This is a genomic window from Halofilum ochraceum, from assembly GCF_001614315.2.
In the GTDB taxonomy this organism is placed as follows: domain Bacteria; phylum Pseudomonadota; class Gammaproteobacteria; order XJ16; family Halofilaceae; genus Halofilum; species Halofilum ochraceum.
In genome coordinates this window covers 61,299-80,765 of sequence record NZ_LVEG02000004.1, presented here as the reverse complement: position 1 = coordinate 80,765, position 19,467 = coordinate 61,299, and the positions used below count along the sequence as shown (strand labels likewise).

The following is a 19,467-nucleotide window of genomic DNA, read 5'->3' as shown; positions in this document are numbered from 1 at the left end:
AGGAGATTCACCCTTCTCCGTCGAAGCGTTCCGGGATTCACCAGGGTGCCCCGACCAACGGCTTTCCCCGGTGATCATGCGACGTTGGCCCGGATACGGGCTGAAAATCGGTTCACGCAGAGCCGCAGAGCGCGCAAGGAAGGCGGGGATCACACGGCGAGAACGGATTACGTTTATGCGCGACGGTTCGGGGTGGTCCGGTCCCTTTTCCCGCATTTGCTTTTCTCTCTTCCTCCGCGGCCTCTGCGGCTCTGCGTGAAAACGCCTTTCGACCTCACTCGCACGGTCAGACGCGCTCGGCCCGTGACCGGATTGCGTGAACGATGCTCGGCAGGTCGTCACGCGGCCGGTCAGCCATGAGGGTGATGAGGGTCTGTTCGATACCGGCGAGCAGGGCGATTGGGGCGCCGATGTGCAGCGGCCAGGCGGGACCGCCGGCGAAGAGGACGAGGAACCCGATCGAGAGCAGCCCAACGGCGAGTTTCGCCGACCAGGTATGGTAGGAAGACAGGCGATGAAAGCGCAGCAGGGCGACCGCGCCCGGCAGCGCATAACCGATCACGACCAGCCCGAACCAGAATGCCTCGCGCTTGACCAGTTCCGGCCACAGCCACCAGCCGCCGAGCGGGATGATGATGTAAATGGCGTAGTCGGCCAATGAATCCAGACGTACACCGAGCGCGCTGTAGGCATTGAAGCGGCGGGCGATCCAGCCGTCGATGCCGTCCGAGAGGATCGCCAGCAACAGCACGACCAGAAACGCCGTGGCCTCCCCGAACCATGCGAGCGCCAGCCAGCAGCGGCCCCGTCGCCGCCAGGCGCAGTCCACTGAGTATATTCGGCAGGTACTTCATTCCATCGCTCGCCACGACCGGGAGCGCCCGGCCCGCCATGCATTGTAGGCCGTGCACGGCGCGCCGACACGCGTGAAGCGATCGCAAGCAAGCCGCCACGACATGCCCCCCTTGTAGGAGCGAGCTTGCTCGCGATCAACGCGCACTGGCGCACCACGGCCACCGGCCACCCGCGCATCGTCCCGCCCCGCGATCGCCCCGAACCGCTACCATGACCGTAACCATCGCCAGACGGTAAACGCATCCGGCCCCCGCGGCGCGAATCCCGCCGGCGAACACGGGACGAACATGATGTTCCCATCGGCACGGACTCGACGGAGCACAACGGCATGACGGCAACGGACCCCATCGTCGTCTTTGATGACGTCCATTACGGCTACGTCGAGGCCGGTCGGCGACACGAGGTTCTGCACGGCATTGACGGCACGATCGCGCGTGGAGAAACGGTCGCGCTCCTCGGGCGCAGCGGATCCGGCAAATCCAGCCTGCTCAATCTCACGGCCGGCCTGGCGCAGCCGGGCCAAGGCCACATCCACGTCGCCGGCAAGGACATCGCGGCGCTGGACGAGACCGCGCGGACGCGCCTGCGCCGGCGCCACGTCGGTTTCGTCTACCAGTTCTTCAACCTGATCGACACGCTGAGCGTCCTGGACAATGCCCTGCTGCCGCTGGAACTCGACGGACGCATCGATGAAGCCGCGCGCGAGCGCGTCGAATCCCTTCTGGCCGAGGTCGGTCTGAGCGATCGGCTGGAAGCGCGGCCGGACAGCCTCTCCGGCGGCGAACAGCAGCGCGTCGCCCTGGTGCGCGCGCTCGCGCATTCACCGGCGCTGGTACTGGCCGACGAACCGACCGGCAACCTCGACAGCGAGACCGGGACCCGAGTCCTCGACCTGCTCGACCGGTTGGTCCGCGACGCCGGCCACAGCCTGCTGCTGGTGACCCACAGCAGCGAGGTCGCCGCGCGCGCGGACCGGGTGATGCATCTGGTCGATGGGCGCCTGCAGGCACCGGAAGCGGTTTCGTGATCCCCCGCTGGCGCCGTGCCAGCCTGCGCTGGCTGCTGCGGCATCCGTGGCAGCTGGGCCTCGCCTTCGTCGGCGTCGCCCTCGGCGTGGCCGTCGTGGTCGCGGTGGATCTCGCGACCGGCAGCGCCGGCCGCGCGTTCGAACTGTCGATGGAACGCGTGACCGGCGACGCCACGCATCGCATCGTCGGCCCGCCGCGCGGCCTCGACGAGGACTTCTACCGCGAACTGCGGATCGAGCGCGGCGTCCGCTCGAGTGCCCCGGTCATCGAGGGCTTCGCCGACTTCCGCGGTGAGACCCTGCGCGTGCTCGGCATCGACCCGCTGGCCGGCACGGGGGCGGCGGGCCGCCTCGCGGATGTACGCGGCGATGATCTGGCCGCCCTGGTCACCGAGCCGGACACAATCCTGCTGGCCGCACCGACGGCCGAGCGGCATGGCATTGCCCCGGGTGACACGATCACGCCCCGGATCGCCGGGCGCACGCATGAACTGCGCGTGGTCGGCCTGATCGAGGGCGAGGGGCGCGAGGAGGCGGCGCTGGACGGTATCGCCGTGGCGGACATCGCCAATGCCCAGGCGTGGTTCGACCGCATCGGGCGCATCGACTACATCGATCTCGCCATCGACGCCCGAGCGGCCGAGCGCATCGCCGACAACCTCCCGGCCGGTCTGCGCCTCGAATCCACCGCGGCCCGCAATCGCCAGGCCCGCGAGATGACGTCCGCGTTCCGCACGAACCTGACCGCGATGGGCCTGCTCGCGGTCGTCGTGGGCGTCTTCCTGATCTACAACACGATGACCTTCACCGTCGTCCAGCGACGGCGGCTCATCGGCACCCTGCGCGCGCTGGGCGCGACCCGCGGCATGATCTTCGGCCAGATCGTGCTCGAGACGCTGCTGCTCGGTGCGGCCGGCACCCTGGCCGGTCTGCTGGCCGGCATCGTGCTGGCGCACGGACTGGTCCATCTGGTTACGCGCACGATCAACGATCTGTATTTCGTGCTGACCGTGCGCGAACTGTTCATCGACGCCGGCGTGCTGGCGCAGGGCGCCCTCGTGGGCCTCATCGCCGCGCTGGCCGGCGCGCTGGGCCCCGCGACCGAGGCGGCCGGCTCGCCGCCCGACACCGCCGGTCGCCGCTCGGTGCTGGAACGGCGCACGCATGCGCTGGTCCCCCGCTTGGCGCTCGCCGGCGTCGCGATCCTCGCCCTGGGCGGTGGCGCCCTGCTCCTGCCCGAAGGCGGCCTCCCCGCCGGTTACTTCGCGCTCTGCGCGCTGATCGTCGGCAGCGCCTGCCTGATCCCGCAGATCCTGCGCGTCGCCATGCCGCCTATCGGGCGCGGACTCGGGCGCGTGTTCGGGCCGCTCGCCCGAATGGCCGCCGCGGGCATCCCCGCGGCGCTGTCACGCACGGCGCTGGCTGTCATCGCGCTCACCATCGCCCTCTCGGCGACCGTCGGCGTGGGCGTGATGATCGACAGCTTCCGCGGCACCGTCGCCGCGTGGCTCGAACGCACCCTCGCCGCGGATATCTACCTCTCCGGCCCCGACCGCGTGGCGGCGCGCCATTCCTCGCCGCTGCCGGACGGCCTCGCGGCGCGCGTGCGCGAAGTCGAGGGCGTCGGCTCGATCTCCACCGGCTGGCGGGTCGAGGTCGAGTCGGAGCGCGGACCGACGCCACTGATGGCGCTCGACCCCGCACCCGAAAGCCTCGACGCGATCCGCCTCCGCGACGGTGATCCGGACCAGGTCTGGCCGCGTTTCAGCGAAGGCGAGAGCGTACTGGTGACGGAACCCTGGGCCCGCCGCCACGAAACGGGCGTGGGCGATACGGTCCGGCTGCAGACCAGCCGGGGCTGGCGCGAAGTCCCCATCGCCGGCGTCTACTACGACTACAACACCGATCGCGGGATCGTGCTGATGCACCGCGACCTCTACGACCGCTGGTGGCCGGATAACCCGATCTCCTCGATCGGCGTATTCCTGGCCGACGGGGCCGACATCAACACGGTCACCGAGCGCCTCCGGACCCTGCTGCGCGACACCGGCCCCGTGGACCTGAACCGCAGTGCCGAGATCCGGCGCCTGTCGCTGGAAGTCTTCGACCGCACCTTCGCCATCACCGGCGTGCTGCGCGCCCTCGCGCTGGTCGTCGCCTTCGTCGGCGTGCTGACCGCGCTGCTGGCGCTGCAGCTCGAACGTGGCCGCGAACTCGGCATCCTGCGCGCGACCGGTGCCACACCAAGGCAGATCCGCGTCCACGTCCTCGGCCAGACCGGCCTGATCGGCCTCGCCGCCGGCCTGCTGGCCATCCCGCTCGGCCTCGCACTCGCCGAAGTGCTGATCCACGTAATCAACCAGCGCGCCTTCGGCTGGAGCATCGCGACCAGCATCCCGCCGCTGGTCCTGATCGAGGCATTGGCACTCGCCGTCGCCGCCGCACTGCTCGCCGGCGCCTGGCCGGCCTGGCGCGCTGGCCGGGTCGAACCGGCCTCGGCGCTGCGGGAGGAATGAACATGCGTGCCCTGATTGTCATGATCGTCCTGGCGCTGTCGCTCATCACCGGCTGCGACCGCGGCGATCAAACCAAGTCCACCAACACCGGGGCCGATACGCTCGGCGACGCGCTGGGCGGCGACGCCGCGCCCGGATTCGAACGCGCGACCGGCGAGCGCGAGTTTCGCTTCCCGTACGACCACGGCCCGCACCCCGACTACCGCAACGAGTGGTGGTACGTCACCGGCAACCTCGACGGCCCGGACGGCCGCCGCCTCGGCTTCCAGTTCACCCTCTTCCGCATCGGCCTCGCGCCCGGCGAGGGGGATCGCGCATCACGCTGGGCGACGAATCAGGGGTGGATGGCCCATTTCGCCGTCACCGATGCCGCCAACGATGAATTCCACGCCTTCGAACGCTTCTCCCGTGGCGGCGACATCGGTCTCGCAGGCGCCGAACGGGATCCGGTGCGCGTCTGGCTGGAGGACTGGCAACTGGCGCAGGAATCCGATGGCACGTGGCGCCTGCAGGCGGCGGCGGATGACGTCTCGGTCGACCTCACGTTCGACCCGCGGAAGCGGCCCGTCCTCCAGGGCGACGACGGCCTCTCGCACAAAAGCGACGCGCCGGGCAACGCGTCCTGGTATTACTCGTACACGCGCATGGCGACCGAAGGCGAAGTCGCGTTGTCCGCAGAAACACTACCGGTCACCGGTAGCGCCTGGATGGACCGCGAATGGAGCACCAGCGCCCTCGGCCCGGATCAGGAAGGCTGGGACTGGTTCGCCCTGCAGCTTCACGACGGCACCGACATCATGCTCTATCGGCTGCGGGAAAAAGACGGCTCTACCGATCCGTGGTCGGCCGGCACGGTCGTTGCCCCGGATGGCCAGGTCACGCGCATGGACCACAACGATTTCGAACTGGAAGTCCTCGACCGTTGGGAAAGTCCCCGCGGCGGCATCTACCCCGCCCGGTGGCGACTCGACGTGGCACCGCTGGATCGGACCCTGACTGTCATCCCCATCCTCGCCGATCAGGAACTCGACCTCACCGTGCGCTACTGGGAGGGTGCTGTCGACGTAACCAGCGATGGTGCCGCCATCGGCCGCGGCTATGTTGAACTCTCCGGCTACGGAGATACCTCCGGTCGTTGAAAGGCCGGCCGGCTCATACCGCCCATGGTGAATCGAGCTGCCTCGCCCGAAACGTAGGTTGGGTTGACGAAGGAAACCCAACACCTCGAGCCACACCCCCAGAACTCACGTCTGCTCAGCGCGATTCGGCCGCCAGCCTCCGCGCCTTGGCCAACTGTTTCTCCGCCAACGGATAACGCTGAATGTCGAGTGCTGTCTCGAAACGCTCAATCGCCTCGTCATACCGATCCTGCTCAAGGAGGAATGCGCCATAGTTCCCGTAGCCGTGTGCACGATCGGGAAACGTGGCAATCACTTCCCGATGAACCTTCTCCTCCTCCGCCGGATCATCCGTCGCTTCCGCAAGATCGATTCGCTGATCAAAAACCCACCGCATCTGATACGGATGCTCGGCCGCCGATTCAGCTTTCCGGAGCATCTTGGCCGATTGCTCATATTCCCCGTAATACCGGTTCAACACCCCCATCAGATACCATGGATTGAAATCACCCCGGTCAAGCTCGTATGCCCTGTTCAGGGTATCCCACGCCTTTCGATACTCGCCTTCGAGCATCTGCAGTCGCGCCCGCATCGCGTATCCGCGGGCCAGTTCCGGATCCAGTTTCAATGCGTGCTCGACCAGCCGGCCGGCGTTGTCCACGGAGTCAGACGAAAAACTGTCGGCCTCGAACCGGCTCCCCGACCGATAGCCGTCGATCAGATACGCCCTGGCAACGCCCAGGTAGACCCATGGATCCTCGGGCGTCTGCTTCATCGCTTCCTGCAATGATTCCACCGACGACATCAACACGTCCGACTGAAACGGATGTGCCTCTACGGATTGCAGTGCCTTTTTCGGGTCCATATTTCCGGCATGCACATACACTCCACTGGTCATAATTATCACGACCATGGTTACCATTACCCTCCGGATACACGAGCGCATGTACACACCTCCCTGTTTTTCCATGATGCTTGGATTCTTGGGATGAGAGCCTTGATACATTCGGGGCCAAAGTAAAAACCGAGATCAAGATCAGAGCCAATTCACGGTCATCAGTGCAGCCAATTCCCTGTTCGAGTGCCGGCATCGCTTTCAACTCACCGGCATTCATAGGTCAGCGTAACCACTCCGAATCCGAATCTGGTTTTTACCCCGACCCCGATCTTCTGGGACTATCTTTCTCAGCGTCGATTATCTTCGCTCGCACTCTTTGCATTCTTCATGACCCCCCAAAGGAGAAACGCCCCGAAGGCAAAGTAGAAAATCACGAACGACCAGAACCCAACAGTATGTCGCTCACGATCCAGGGTTGCACCTGGAGTACTTTTTGCTCCGAACGCAAACACGTCCCCTGTAATAACACCCTCAATTCCAAGGCCAATCAGAGAAACGGCTAGGACGAATACTATCAATATGTTTCTGGTCATTCCGGTCCCTATTTCCCGATCTAGAATGCCGCTCCCCCGGCCATTGTCACTCCAGACGAAGTCACAGATCCTGCAATTTCTCCTCCAATGATCTGCGTAGCCACAGGCGAATTTCGATTCAATGAACGAACCGCCTGATTGGCTTGACCTGGCAAACCAGTAGCACCCAGCAGAGTAGCGGTAGCGGCCTCCGAGAAGTCAAAGTTCTCACACGGGCCTTTGGATGCCGCCTGCGAGGCGATGTTGCCGACTAGGCCAACTGCAGCCCGCCCCACAGCGCCGGCTGGATTGATCAACCCGGTAGCCGCTCCGACGAGTCCCTGGTTGACGATCTCGGTCGCACTCTTCCCTTGCGCGGCTGCTACCGCGGCGTTGACGGTGCCGTTGATTATCGAACCAATGACATTGAGGGCAAACTTGCCATTGCGATCGACGAAGTTGACCGGGTCGTTGACGGCGTAGCCGTAGAGGTTCGTGGAGCCACCCGCGAACCCGATCGGGTCCGTTGCGGTCCACCGCCCGATCTCCGGATCGTAATCCCGTGCGCCGAATCGCACCAGCCCCGTATCCGCGTCATGCAGTCCACCGGCGAAGCCGAACGGCTGGAAGCCAGGGTTCGTGTCGGTCGTGATGTCGCCAAACGGGCTGTAGTCGATCCGCTGCACGACCTCCCCGGACTCCGTGTCGATCACGAGTCGGACCGAGCCGAGGTGGTCGGAGACGATTCGATAGGTGGTGCCGTCGTGGACCATATAGACCGGCACGTTCGCCTTGTCGCCATAGACGAAACGGTGGGTGACGCTGCCGTTCGGGCCGATTCGGGCGACGGGGTTGAGCTGGTCGCGGTAGAGCCAGCCGTGCTGGAGGTCGCCGTTGATACGCTTGCCGACGCGGCGGTCGCGGCCGTCGATCAGATACTCGATGGTGGTGCCGTCGGGCTGGACCACCTCGCGCAGGTTGCCGGCGGCGTCGTAGTCGTAGGTGGTCTCTCCTTCGGGCGTGGACTTCGTGGCCCGTTCGCCGGCCAAAGTGTGGGTGTAGGTGGCATCGCCGTAGGCGACAAGACGATCCTGGTCGTCGTAATCACCTGTACGGGTGCCGGCCGGGCCCATGTGGCTCGTGCGATTGCCGTTGGCGTCGTAGCTGTACAGGTGCACGGGGGTACCATCGGCGCGGACTTCGGTCAGCCGGCCGACCTCGTCGTAGTCGTAGGCCCGGGTGGTGGTCTCACCGGCGATGGTCTCGGTTTCCTCGACGATGCGGCCGAGCTTGTCCCGGGTGTACCGGACGTCGTAGGTGACGTTGCCATCGACCTCGACGCCGCGCTCGGCGAGCTCACCGAAGGGATTGTGGGTGCGGGTTCCGGTTACGCCTTGCAGCGTGGTGCCGGTGACCAGGCCGTTAGCTGCATCTCGGTCGATGGCAAGCGCGCCGGATTCGATCAACAGGCCATCGTCGTCGTAATCGAACGGGATGGGCTGGCCGTTGACGGTTTCCTCGGTCAACCAGAAGTTGTTGTCGAAGCGGCGGCTGACGGTGCCGGACACCGGGCCGATCCATGCTGTCCGGGTCGGCAGGAAGCCATCGTACTCGAACTGCAGATCGATCCCGCCCGGTGCCTGGATGGAGGCAAGCTGTCCGGTATCGGCCGTGTAGGTGTAGCGGGTATCACCGACGGGCATGCGGCGGGCGAACAGGCGCCCGCCGGCGTCGTGGTCGAAGGTGATGGTTTCGCCGCCGGGGCGCTGGATCTCCGTCAGTTGGCGGTCGAGGTTGTAACGGTAGCGGGTGACAGTCTCCGTCCCGTCCAGGTCGGGCGGGGTGTAGTCGGTACGCTGGTCGAGGCCGTCGTACTCGAACACGTGCGCGTCGCGGCCCGGCGGTGTGAGTGCCGTCAGGTTGCCGCGGGCGTCGTACTGGTAGCCGATGCGGCGGCCATCGGGCAGGGTCTGTTCGGTGACGCGGCCGGCGGCGTTGGTGTCGAACGCGGTGGTGCGCCCGAGGGCGTCGGTGACCGAGGCCAAGTAGCCCACCTGATCACCGCTGTCGTGATAACTGAAGCTCGTCGTGCGGGCGTTCGCACCGTCGCCCTGCTCCGCCGAAACGGGCCGTCCGCGGTCGTCGTAGGTGGTGGTGATCGGAGCGAGATCCGGGATGGATCGCGTGAGCGGCCGCCCCTGCCCGTCGATCGTGGTAGTGACGGTTCGGTCTTCGGGGGAACTGATTGACCATTTGCGTGCGGCGCCATCATAGGCGGCGGTGCGCGGGCGCCCGTTCGTGGTGGTGGTCTCGATCAAGGTCTCGAACGACAGTGGATCGCCCGGGTCGGTCAGTTCCGCCGTGCGGTCGGTCGTCTGCTCCAGCGTGAGGCCCGTGGGCAGTTCGATGTCGCGTTCCGCGACATACGGCGCGCCGATACCGAAACGCGGATCGGGTTCTTCCGACGTGGTGATCGTCGTACCGTTCGGGCGTTCGATGGTAGTCCCGATGTCGGTGTGCACACGTCGCGTGACCGTTCCGTCCGGGGCCTCGCTGGTGTAGATCCGCTTGCGGTCGTCCGGGCGCTCGGTCGTGAAGCGGTGGACGCGGCCCCCGCCGCTGGTCATGTCGGTGCGATAACCGTCTTCGAGTTGCGTGCGGGCGAGCTGCCAGCCGCCGCCGTTGGGATCGACATCCTGGAGCAGGCGACCGCGTCCGTCGTAGGTGAAGGTGTTGACCGCCCCGCCGGGCCGCTGGAAGCGCGTCAGGAGGCCATCGTCCGTGTATTCTATCGACCAGGTAGCGCCGGTGGGATCGGTCAGGGCTGTCAAGTGGCCGGCGCCATCGATGCTCAATTCGGTGCGCTGACCGTCTGGACCGATGATGGCCTCGGCGGCACCGTCGGCATCGCGCTCGATAGTGGTGGTGTTGCCGTCGCCGTCGGTAATATCGATGGGCCGCCCGCCCTGGTCCCGTGTCATCGAGACAATCGTCTCCCCTGTAAGGGTTGACTCGCTGCGAAGGAACCTGCCGTCCTCGCGGAACACGTGACGCCGCATGGGATCGTCCGCCGAAGGCAGAATCCGGTGTCCATCGACCGTCTTCGCCACGGCTCCGGCACCGACCTCGCGGATGCGGCCATTCAACCATTCGGCTATATACATATTCCCCGCGGGACCAAACAAGACATCCTGCACCGTGCCCAGGGTCGCATCGATCGCCGGGCCACCGTCGCCGCCGAAGCCGTAGTCGCCGTTACCGACGACGGTTTCTATCGTGCCCTGTGCATCCACCCTGCGGATTCGCTGGCTATAGGAATCGGCGATGTACATCTCGCCCGAAGGGCTGAACGCGATCCCCCCTGGCCCATTGAGAGCAGCGTCAACGGCCGGGCCGCCGTCACCGCTGAATTCGAAGTAGCTGCCGTTCCCGGCAACGGTGTCGATCGTTCCATCAGCGGCTATGCGGCGGACCCGAGCCACCGTGACGATGTGAAGGTTGCCGTCAGGATCAAACGCGATTCTGCCGGGACTCTCCAAACCGGCCTGCGAGGCCGGGCCACCGTCACCGCTGTATTCGTTCTCGCCATTGCCGGCCACGGTGTCGATGCTTCCATCGGGCGCAACGCGATAAACGCGACTGGTGTCCAGATCGGAATAGTAGACCCCCTGGTCAGGCCCGACTGCGACCCCGAAAGACCGCTCAACCCGGGCTATGGTCTGAATGATCCCGTCCTGATCAACGCGGCGAATGCGCTTGTTGTTGAGGTCCGCGATATAGAGATTGTCGTTCGGTCCGATTTCGACATCGACCGGGTTGTTGAGGCGCGCACTCTTCGCGGGCCCTCCATCCCCACTGGAACCGGCTGTGCCGGTGCCGGCCACCGTGGTGATCGTCCCGTCGGTGTCGATACGGCGGACACGGTCGCTGCCCGCGCCCGCGATATACAGCCGCCCGGCGGAATCGATTGCGAGGCCCTGGGGAAAATCGAGCGACGCCTCAAGTGCGGACCCACCGTCGCCGGCCGCCACGCTGTCCCCCGTCCCTGAAATCGTTTCGATGATGTCCGTCGTGTACGCCCGATCACGCGCGTCGCCGCGGTGCAGGGTTTTGCCCCGGATATCCAGCCGATGGTGAACGTCGAGTGACCACTGCCCGGCCACGCTGTCCGGGTTGGCCCTGGCCGGGCCGGACAGCCAGTGGCGGGTGGTACGGTCAAAGCTGAAACCTTCACAGTTTTCGCGCGTTCCGATCGCGGTGAACACGGTGGCAAAACGGCCAAAGCTGGCGGCACCCCCGCCACCAGATCCGGAGCCGGATGGTCTTCGGGCGCTGCGGGGCATACATGGATAAATATAGTTCACGGTGACACGCGCACGGGCCGCGCCGGATACCGACCGACCATAGGCATCAAGACCGTCCCACTGGAAGCGATAGCTCAGGTTGCTGGCCGGCTGGAAGGACTTGCGGATGCGCTGGCCCGCTATTCTGATATCCACGGTGACCCTGCGCATCGATGCAGGCAGATCATCTCCCGTCAGGGGAATGTCGATAAATGACCTGCTGCGGTAACCCGGCGCACGATCGCTGCTGTAGTGCAGGCTGTAGGGCGTGCCGGCGATGTCGATGGACTCGCCCAGGGTCTGCTTCTGCGGGCTGATCACGCAACCGTCGCAATCGTTCTCCTCATCCGAGTCGCGCGGCTCGTCCTCGCCATCGTTCTCCGGTGACGGCACGCGCAGCTCCCTCGCGTCGTCCGGTGGCTCGTATGGCCAGTTGCAGTCCCAGGTCGAGAGGTGGTTGGTGGCGAAACGCCAGACGTTGTCGCCAACGGCGTAGAGCTCAGCCAATTGGGTGCGCTCTGCGTCGCCGATACCGAGGGACGCAAGTTCTTCGGCGGTCGCGGGCTCGCCGTCGCCGCTGACATCCAGCACGGCGCGGCCGTCCTCGATCGCGAGGAGTTCTACGATGCGCCCGTCTTCGTGCGCCACCCAGGCGGCGGAGTCGTTGTCGTAGTAGCCTACGGGCACGGGCTCACCGGTGGGGAAGTCGAGGAAGTTGTCGACGTAGACCGGCACGGCCTCGCTGAAAGTGACGTCCTTGCCGCCCACCTTCACGCCCTGCTCCAGGGCCTGGTCGACCGAGAGCTCGACGGCGTAGGTGTAGCCGCTTGCCGGTGGCAGTTCGCCGGGCATTGCGGCGGGACCGGTCGCGCCGACCGTGTATTCGGTGGCACGGACATCCAGTTCGGTGAGCTGCTTCTTGGTACCGTCCGGCAATGTGATCTCGGCAGTGGTGCCGGCCGGGAACAGCACGGTCGCCCGGCGAGAGCCGTCACTGTCGGTGACCTCGCTGCCGCGGGCGACCTGGAAGGGCTGGCTTTCGTCAGAGAGATCGATGGATGTGACCTTGTCGTCCAGTTCGATCATCACGACGTCGTCGGCGTGGTACCAGCCATTCCACTCGGTACGGAGAGTCCGCTGGACACGCAGGTAGCCGTCCTTTTGGTATTCGACGGTGAGATGCCCCCCACCGTTGACGGCCATGTCGAACCCGCCATCCGCCTGGGTGGCGGTATGACCGAATTCGGGGCGATCGAGAATGGTGATATCGACATTCGGGATCGCCTGGCCCTGACGATCGCGGACCTTGCCGCGGAGTACGGATACCCGCTCGGGATCGATGGTGTCCGGGGCGACACCCTGCTGGATCGGCTCGGTGCCCTCATACAGGAACGAGACCTGCTCGACCAGCGGCGGCGTTCCCTTTGCGGGCAGCGGCGGAGCGATGTCGACCGGGTCCGGCGGCGCGTCCGGACCGCTTGTGACTTCGGTCGAGTCGCTGGTGTTGCCGGCAGCGTCACGCGCCGTTACCGAGAAGGTATCTCCAGGTTCGGCGGCCAGGGTGGCGCTGAAGGCGCCTTCGGCATCGGCGATCACGGTTACCCGTGCACCGGTGCGCTCGTTGGTAATCACGAGGGCGGCGTCCGGTTCAACCGAACCGGCCGCGCCGGTGACGGTGGCCGCGTTGCCGTCGATGGCAACGGAGAGACCGTCAGACGCCGGGGGCGATGGCGCCACGGTATCGAGTGTTCCGGTCAGGCTGCGTTGGGTGGTGTTGCCGGCACGGTCGGCGGCGCTGAGGTCGAAGGTATTGACGCCCTCGGACAGATCGACGGCCCGCTCAACCTGTTCAACGTCGGTGGCGATTGTATTGCCGTCGAGCGTCACGGTGGCCGGTTCGTCGAACTCGGCGGTGAGCGTCGGCGCCGGATCGTTGGTGAGAAACTGCGGAACCAGTGCACCGGTGAAGCGAATGGTCGGCGGCACGGTATCGATACGGAGCGTGAGATCGGCGGGGTCGCTTTCGTTGCCGGCGTGATCCGCGACAGTCGCGGCGAGCTGATTGGTCCCCTGATCCAGCGGACTGACGGGGACGCAGGTGGCAGCGTCAGTGCCGGTATCGCAATCGACGGCGAGCGGCCCGCCGTTGGCCTTGATGTTCAGGCTGGTCGGGTCAACGCCGCCGCCGACGTCGTCATAGGCCAGATCGATCGGTGGCCGAACGTCATTGAGCAGGGCGCCGTCGGCCGGCTGATCGATAGCGAGCTCGGGGGCTATGAGGTCGGCAAACAGGCCGAGCGCCGCGATCCGGCCCGGGGCGGCGCGTCGCGGCAGGCGCTTGCGGTAGTCGACTCCGCCGTCGGCACCTACATGCACGAGCCGGGAACGCCCGGCCAGCCAAAGCGACTGGTCGGCAGGGTTCGCGGCGAGATCGACGAGGCGACCACGCTGGAGCGGGTGACGCAGCATTATGCGACGGTTGCCAGCGACATCGAAGCGCAGCAGACGGTGCCCGTTGGCGGCCCAGACTCCGCCAGCGCCGTCGGCCGCTATGCGGTCGAGACCCCGTGCACGCAGGCGCATTTCAGTGCTCCCGTCGGCGGCGGCAAGCCGGCGCAGGCCGCGCGGTGTCGCAAGCCACAGAGCGTCGCCCTCGGCCCCGTAGTCCAGATCGCGGACGTGCGAACCGCGGACGGAGTCGAGTCTCGCCACCGCGGTACCGGCCGCGTCGTAGCCGATGATCCGACCCGGCGTGGCAAGCCACAGGCGATCACGAGCCGTATCGATCGTGGCGGCAAAGACCGGGCGGCGCAGATCGAGATCGACCTGGTGCTCCCCGTGTGCGTCATAACGCCAAGCATGGTGGCGGCTCAGAACCCACACACCTCCGTCCGCCGGGTTGGCCAGAAGACGGAGGCGATGCCCCTCGCCAAGCCCATGGCCACGGGAGACGCCCCGTGCCAGTTTGTGGTTACGGCCGTGCCTCCTGCCATGCTTTCGATCCGAGCCGGGGCCGCGGCGCCAACCGTTGTCGCCCCTACCGTTTTCGCGGCTCTCCCGTACGTGGTGTGGCCGGGACAGCGGTACAGTCGACTCGACCGTACCGTCCGACGCCACGCGCGCCAGATGACTGCCGTCGCTGATCCAGGCGTGGCCGCGACGCGGATCGACCGCCAGCGCCGGGATGCGCCCGAGACCCGGCAGATGCCGCAAGAGATCACCCTCGGCAGCCAGCAGCTGGACGGCACCGCGGCTGCCGCCAGCCCACAGGCTGTCCGGGGTACTATCGGAGTCGGAAGGCGCATTGCCGGCGGCACCGACGAGCAGCGGCACGCCGATCAACAGTGCCAGGATAAAGGTGGGGCGGATTACCGCGCGGCGGTACGTGCGAGTGGCGGGCATGTTTTTCACCTCGGCGGCCTCTCCTGGCCGGTCGTTGTTCTCTTTCCATGAGACCGAGGGCTAATGCCCTGGATCGATATCGCAGTGTCGAAGCTTCTCCTGTCTATATGTCAATGTCAACAAACCACTGTTTCAATCGTGGCGCGGTTTACCTGTCCGCGCGCGTACTCACTTTGCGTGCAGTCGCGGGAATGCGCGCGATCAATCCGCGGCAGCGTGGCCATGATCACTGCGACACAACTCGTGGTCGCCGAGGACTTCGAGGACGCGGCAGTCGGTGACGCGCCCGCCGGAGCATTCGTCGACCATGCGGTCGAGTTCGGTCTCGAGTTCGCGCAGCAGGCGGATACGGCGGCGCACGTCCTCGCGGTGGCGGCGGGCGATGGCATCGATCTCGGCGCAGGAGCGGTTGCGCTGGGCGGCGAGGTCGATGAGTTCGCGGATCTGGTCGATCGCGAACCCGAACTCGCGGGCATGGCGGATGAAATGCAGGCGCTGGCAATCGGCCTGCGAGTAGCGCCGCTGGCCGCCCTCGGTGCGGGCGCCGGGCACCAGCAGGCCCTCGTTCTCGTAGTAGCGCAGGGTCTGGACGTGGACGCCGGCCTGTTTCGCGAGCTGGCCGATCGTGAGTGGATACGCTTCGGACATGGCGGCTTGAACCTACAGGGACTGTAGGGAACAGAATGTGCTCAACGCATTGAGGAGACAACCCGCGATGGCCGGCTGCTGTAACGACCAACCCGCGATGGATAACACCACGCCGGCGTACCGGCGTGTGCTGTGGACCGTGATCGGGCTCAATCTCGGCATGTTCGTCGTGGAGATGTTCGCGGGGCTGAAGGGGCAATCGCTTGCGCTGCAGGCGGACGCGCTCGATTTCCTCGGCGATGGGCTCACGTACGGGCTGAGCCTGGCGGTGCTCGGTTCGGCGCTGCGGGTCCGGGCGACCGCCGCGCTGATCAAGGGCGCCTCGCTGGCCCTGCTGGCGGCGTGGATCCTGGGCAGTGCCGTATGGCGCGTGTTTTTTGTCGGCGACCCGAGCCCGCTGGTGATGAGCACGGTCGGGCTGCTGGCGCTGGCCACCAACGCGGTCAGCGCGCTTCTGCTGATGCGGTATCGCCATGGCGACGCCAACGTTCGTTCGGTGTGGCTTTGTAGCCGGAATGACGCAATCGGTAACGTCGCGGTGATCGCGGCCGCGGGTCTGGTGGCGGTTACCAGTTCCGCTTGGCCGGATCTGGTCGTCGCCGCCGCTATGGCGTCGCTGTTTCTTTCATCTTCGACCGGGATCATCCGGCAGGCGCGGGCGGAATTGCGGGAGGAACCGGCCGTTGCGGAAGTTTCGGTGCGGTAGGCTGAGTAGACGCTTGCCAATCGGTTCTCGCCAAGGCGCGGAGGGCGCCAAGGAGCGCAAAGGGAGAAGTAGGCTGGCTTGCGACCGGAGGGAGCCAGCCGGCACGCTCGTCGCGTGACGGCCTGCCGAGTGGGTTCAACGCGCGCAAGCCGGCCCGATTCGGCGCGCGACGGGCGAGGATCTGAGCCGGGAACAATGCATCCGCCGTTGGAATAGATTGAACGCGGTTGCCGGCTGGCTCCCTCCGGTCGCAAGCCGGCCTACGTCCATGTGGCCGGTACGGGCGGCAACGCTCTCTTCCCTCTTCGCGCCCCTTGGCGCCCTCCGCGCCTTGGCGAGAACCAATAACTGCGTGAATGCGGCCACACGCACCGGAATCAAAAGACCCCGTTTCCGGCGATAATGGGAGCAGCCATGCATCACCACGACCATCACGATCACGACGCGCTTCCGGACAACCGGCGGCGGTTGCTGGCGGCGTTGCTGCTGACGGGCGGGTTCATGGTGGTCGAGGCGGTCGGGGGGTGGCTGGCCGGGTCGTTGGCGCTGATCGCGGATGCGGCGCACATGCTCACGGATACGGCCTCGCTGCTGCTGGCGTGGCTGGCGTTCCGGATTACGGATCGGCCGGCTGACCGGAAACGGACGTTCGGGTATCACCGATTCCCGGTACTCGCTGCGTTCGTGAACGGGCTCGCGCTGCTCCTTATCGTCGGCTGGATCGCGTTCGAGGCCATTGGCCGGTTGCTGGAACCGACGCCGGTGATGGGCGGGACGATGCTGGCGATCGCGGTCGTCGGTCTGCTAGTGAATATCGTTGCCTTCGCACTGTTGCACGGTGGCTCGCGGGATAACCTCAATATGCGCGGTGCGGCGGTGCATGTGCTCGGGGATCTGCTCGGTTCGGTGGGCGCGATTCTCGCGGCCGGCGTGATCCTGGTGACCGGCTGGACGCCGATCGATCCGATTCTGTCGCTGCTGGTGGCGTTGCTGGTGCTGCGCGCCGCCTGGTTCGTGCTGCGCGAGGCCACCCATGTTCTGCTTGAAGGTGCGCCGCCGGGGGTGGATCCGCATGAGATCGAGCGGGTGCTGCCGACCGCGGTCGAGGGGCTGATCGACGTCCACCACATCCATGCCTGGAGCCTGTCCGGCGAGCGGCCGATGATGAGTCTGCACGCCCGTGCGGATGGCGCGGTGGCGCACGATGCGCTGGTCGCGCGGATCAAGGCCGTGCTGCTGGAGCGCTTCGGGGTGGAACACGTCACGCTGCAGATCGAGTATGGCGAGGGGTGTGTGGATCACCAGGACCGTGATGCGGGTCGCGGCGGCAGCGAGCTCGATGAAGGGCCGGCGAAGGGGTGACCTGGGTGCGTGGCTTTGTGGTGGTGGGCGGTTGATGACGGTCGGTTGAACGGGCTGGGGAATCCTGTGGATCGGTATGCAAGACGGGATTCTTGTGCTGCGGCGGTGTCGGGCTTAAGCCCGACCTACGGCTCCAGAAGCGCTTTGATACACCGTAGGTCGGACTTCAGTCCGACACGGCTGTCAGGATTCCACCGGCGGCGCGCATGTCTGTGGGCTGTACGCTTGCAACGCCGGCGGCCATGACGTCCAATCGCGTGCCCGAAACGGAGGAAGCAGTCTTGCGGCAACCCGCCAGTGTGGATGACGACATCGCCCGCGCCCTTGCGGAAGACGTGGGCGGCGGCGACCTCAGCGCCGCGGCGATCCCCGCCGACCGCATCGAGCGCGCGCGGGTAATCGCGCGGGCACCCGGCGTGGTCTGCGGGCGGCCGTGGTTCGACGGGGTGTTCCATTCGGTCGATCCACGGGTAACGATCGAATGGCATGTCGACGAGGGCGCCTCGGTCGCGGCGGAGACGGCGCTGTGCTCGCTGGAGGGGCCGGCGCGGGCGCTGTTCACGGCCGAGCGCAGCGCGCTGAATTTCCTGCAGCTGCTGTCCGGCGTCGCGACGGCGACCCGCGCCTATGTCGACGCCGTCGCGGGCACCGATACGGCCATCCTTGATACCCGCAAGACACTGCCGGGGCTGCGCCAGGCGCAGAAGTACGCGGTCGCCTGCGGCGGCGGCGCGAACCACCGGATGGGCCTGTACGACGCGGCGATGCTCAAGGAGAACCACCTGCACGCCGCCGGCGGCATCACGGCCGCCGTGCAGGCGCTGCGCGCGGAGCATCCCGAGGCCCCGCTGACGGTCGAGGTGGAAACGCTCGACCAGGTCCGCGAGGCGCTCGCGGCCGGCGCCGACCGCCTCCTGCTCGACAACTTCTCCCTCGATGATCTGCGCACCGCCGTCAGCGACAACGCGGGGCGCGCGTGGCTGGAGGCGTCCGGCGGCATCACGCTGGCGAACGTCCGCGCGGTCGCCGAAACCGGCGTCGACTGTATCTCGATCGGGGCGCTGACCAAGGATATCGCGGCGCTGGATCTGTCCATGCGGTTCGCCGGTGACGGGGTGTCCGGGGGCAACGCGCCGACGGGCGGCGCCTGACACGCGGGAGCCGGACGGTACACTGGGGTCCGCGTGAACGCTGGAGAGACCATGGCGACGCTGCGCGAACGGATGGCGGATTTCGGCTTCGAGTCGAATATCGACTACGGGTATCACCTGCGCTGCGTGCTGTCGCAGCCGACCGAGCAGGTGCCGGCCCTGAATGTCGAGGGCGACTCCGGGCGCCGCAAGACGGCCTTCGCCTCCGCGCTGGCCTCGGCGCTGGATTATCCGCAGCGCGTGTACCACGACTTCACCCAGCAGAACGAGCCGCCGCCGAAGGTGATCCCGCCGCCGTCGAAGGATGAGGACGGGCGGGAAGAGCCACCCATCCCGGCGTTCGAGCGCGTGATGAGCGACGCCTGCGCGTATTCCGAGGGCGAGAAGACGATCCTCATCCTGGACCAGCTGCAGGCGGCGGACTTCCGCGAACATATCCGCCTGTACGAGTTCCTGACCGCGGCCGAATGGCATTTCCGCGATGCCACGTTCAGCGCCAATCCGCAGAATCTGCTGGTCCTGCTGATCTCCGAGGAGTCGCTCTACCACTCGCTGCAGAAGGCGAGCTTCAGCGCATGGGTGCCGAAGGCATCGGTCGGCGAGAGCGATTACGAGTCCGCCGACTTCGGTCTCGGCCCGGAAGCGGACGAGCTGATGGAGCACCTCGGCGCGCTGTTTCGCGAGCTCGGCGTGCAGCCGACGCCATCCGAGTTCCGCAAGCTGCTGAACGACATCCAGCAGAACGTGCGCACGCCCGACCAGCTGACTCATTCGATCTACGGCTGGACCGAGGGCATCGACCGCACCCTGCTCCTCGCCGATCGCGTTCAGCAGCGCATTCATGAATTGATGCCGGTGATCGAGGAATACGTCGGCATCGAGCACGTCGAGTTGCGCAGTCTGTAGGTCACGGCTTCGGTCCGACCCCG

The 19,467-nt window shown here is 66.4% G+C and carries 11 protein-coding genes; 7 read left to right on the top strand and 4 right to left on the bottom strand.

Going from position 1 to position 19,467, the window contains the following annotated elements; all coding sequences use genetic code 11:
* Window positions 1-286 precede the first annotated feature (286 nt).
* Complete coding sequence (locus A0W70_RS04485; RefSeq protein WP_067560899.1) at window positions 287-829, bottom strand: CDP-alcohol phosphatidyltransferase family protein; 543 nt, start codon at window positions 827-829, stop codon at window positions 287-289.
* 354 nt (window positions 830-1,183) lie between these two features.
* Here A0W70_RS04485 and A0W70_RS04480 point away from each other — a divergent pair, with 354 nt between their 5' ends.
* Genes A0W70_RS04480 through A0W70_RS04470 form a run of 3 tightly spaced genes read left to right on the top strand, consistent with a single transcriptional unit; the run spans window position 1,184 to window position 5,537 of the window.
* Window positions 1,184-1,882: an ABC transporter ATP-binding protein gene (locus tag A0W70_RS04480; RefSeq protein ID WP_067560897.1), complete on the top strand. Its 699-nt coding sequence runs from the start codon at window positions 1,184-1,186 to the stop codon at window positions 1,880-1,882.
* Complete coding sequence (locus tag A0W70_RS04475) at window positions 1,879-4,398, top strand: FtsX-like permease family protein (RefSeq protein WP_070988367.1); 2,520 nt, start codon at window positions 1,879-1,881, stop codon at window positions 4,396-4,398. Before A0W70_RS04480 ends, A0W70_RS04475 begins: the two co-directional genes overlap by 4 nt.
* A gap of 2 nt (window positions 4,399-4,400) precedes the next feature.
* A complete protein-coding gene (locus A0W70_RS04470) occupies window positions 4,401-5,537 on the top strand; it encodes a lipocalin-like domain-containing protein (protein ID WP_067560895.1) in 1,137 nt (378 codons plus the stop codon).
* A gap of 115 nt (window positions 5,538-5,652) precedes the next feature.
* On the opposite strand, the gene A0W70_RS04465 is transcribed toward A0W70_RS04470, so the two are convergent.
* From A0W70_RS04465 to A0W70_RS04455, 3 genes are all read right to left on the bottom strand, one after another.
* Window positions 5,653-6,438 (bottom strand): tetratricopeptide repeat protein, encoded by a 786-nt coding sequence (locus A0W70_RS04465; protein WP_175443066.1) that lies wholly within the window; start codon window positions 6,436-6,438, stop codon window positions 5,653-5,655.
* A 529-nt stretch (window positions 6,439-6,967) separates the two neighbouring features.
* Window positions 6,968-14,671, bottom strand: coding sequence for an NHL domain-containing protein (locus A0W70_RS04460; protein WP_067560891.1), 7,704 nt, complete (start codon window positions 14,669-14,671; stop codon window positions 6,968-6,970).
* 201 nt (window positions 14,672-14,872) lie between these two features.
* Window positions 14,873-15,319 carry a MerR family transcriptional regulator gene (locus tag A0W70_RS04455; RefSeq protein WP_067560889.1) on the bottom strand — a complete coding sequence of 149 codons (447 nt, stop codon included), beginning with the start codon at window positions 15,317-15,319 and terminating at the stop codon, window positions 14,873-14,875.
* 67 nt (window positions 15,320-15,386) lie between these two features.
* Between A0W70_RS04455 and A0W70_RS04450 the strand changes: the two genes are divergently transcribed.
* The 4 genes from A0W70_RS04450 (at window position 15,387) to A0W70_RS04435 (ending at window position 19,444) form a co-directional block, all read left to right on the top strand.
* Window positions 15,387-16,025 carry a cation efflux transmembrane domain-containing protein gene (locus A0W70_RS04450; protein WP_067560887.1) on the top strand — a complete coding sequence of 213 codons (639 nt, stop codon included), beginning with the start codon at window positions 15,387-15,389 and terminating at the stop codon, window positions 16,023-16,025.
* A 414-nt stretch (window positions 16,026-16,439) separates the two neighbouring features.
* Window positions 16,440-17,387, top strand: coding sequence for a cation diffusion facilitator family transporter (locus tag A0W70_RS04445; protein ID WP_217495385.1), 948 nt, complete (start codon window positions 16,440-16,442; stop codon window positions 17,385-17,387).
* A 281-nt stretch (window positions 17,388-17,668) separates the two neighbouring features.
* Window positions 17,669-18,538: a carboxylating nicotinate-nucleotide diphosphorylase gene (gene nadC, locus A0W70_RS04440; RefSeq protein ID WP_245675806.1), complete on the top strand. Its 870-nt coding sequence runs from the start codon at window positions 17,669-17,671 to the stop codon at window positions 18,536-18,538.
* 51 nt (window positions 18,539-18,589) lie between these two features.
* Window positions 18,590-19,444 (top strand): hypothetical protein, encoded by an 855-nt coding sequence (locus tag A0W70_RS04435; protein ID WP_067560883.1) that lies wholly within the window; start codon window positions 18,590-18,592, stop codon window positions 19,442-19,444.
* Window positions 19,445-19,467: the final 23 nt, after the last annotated feature.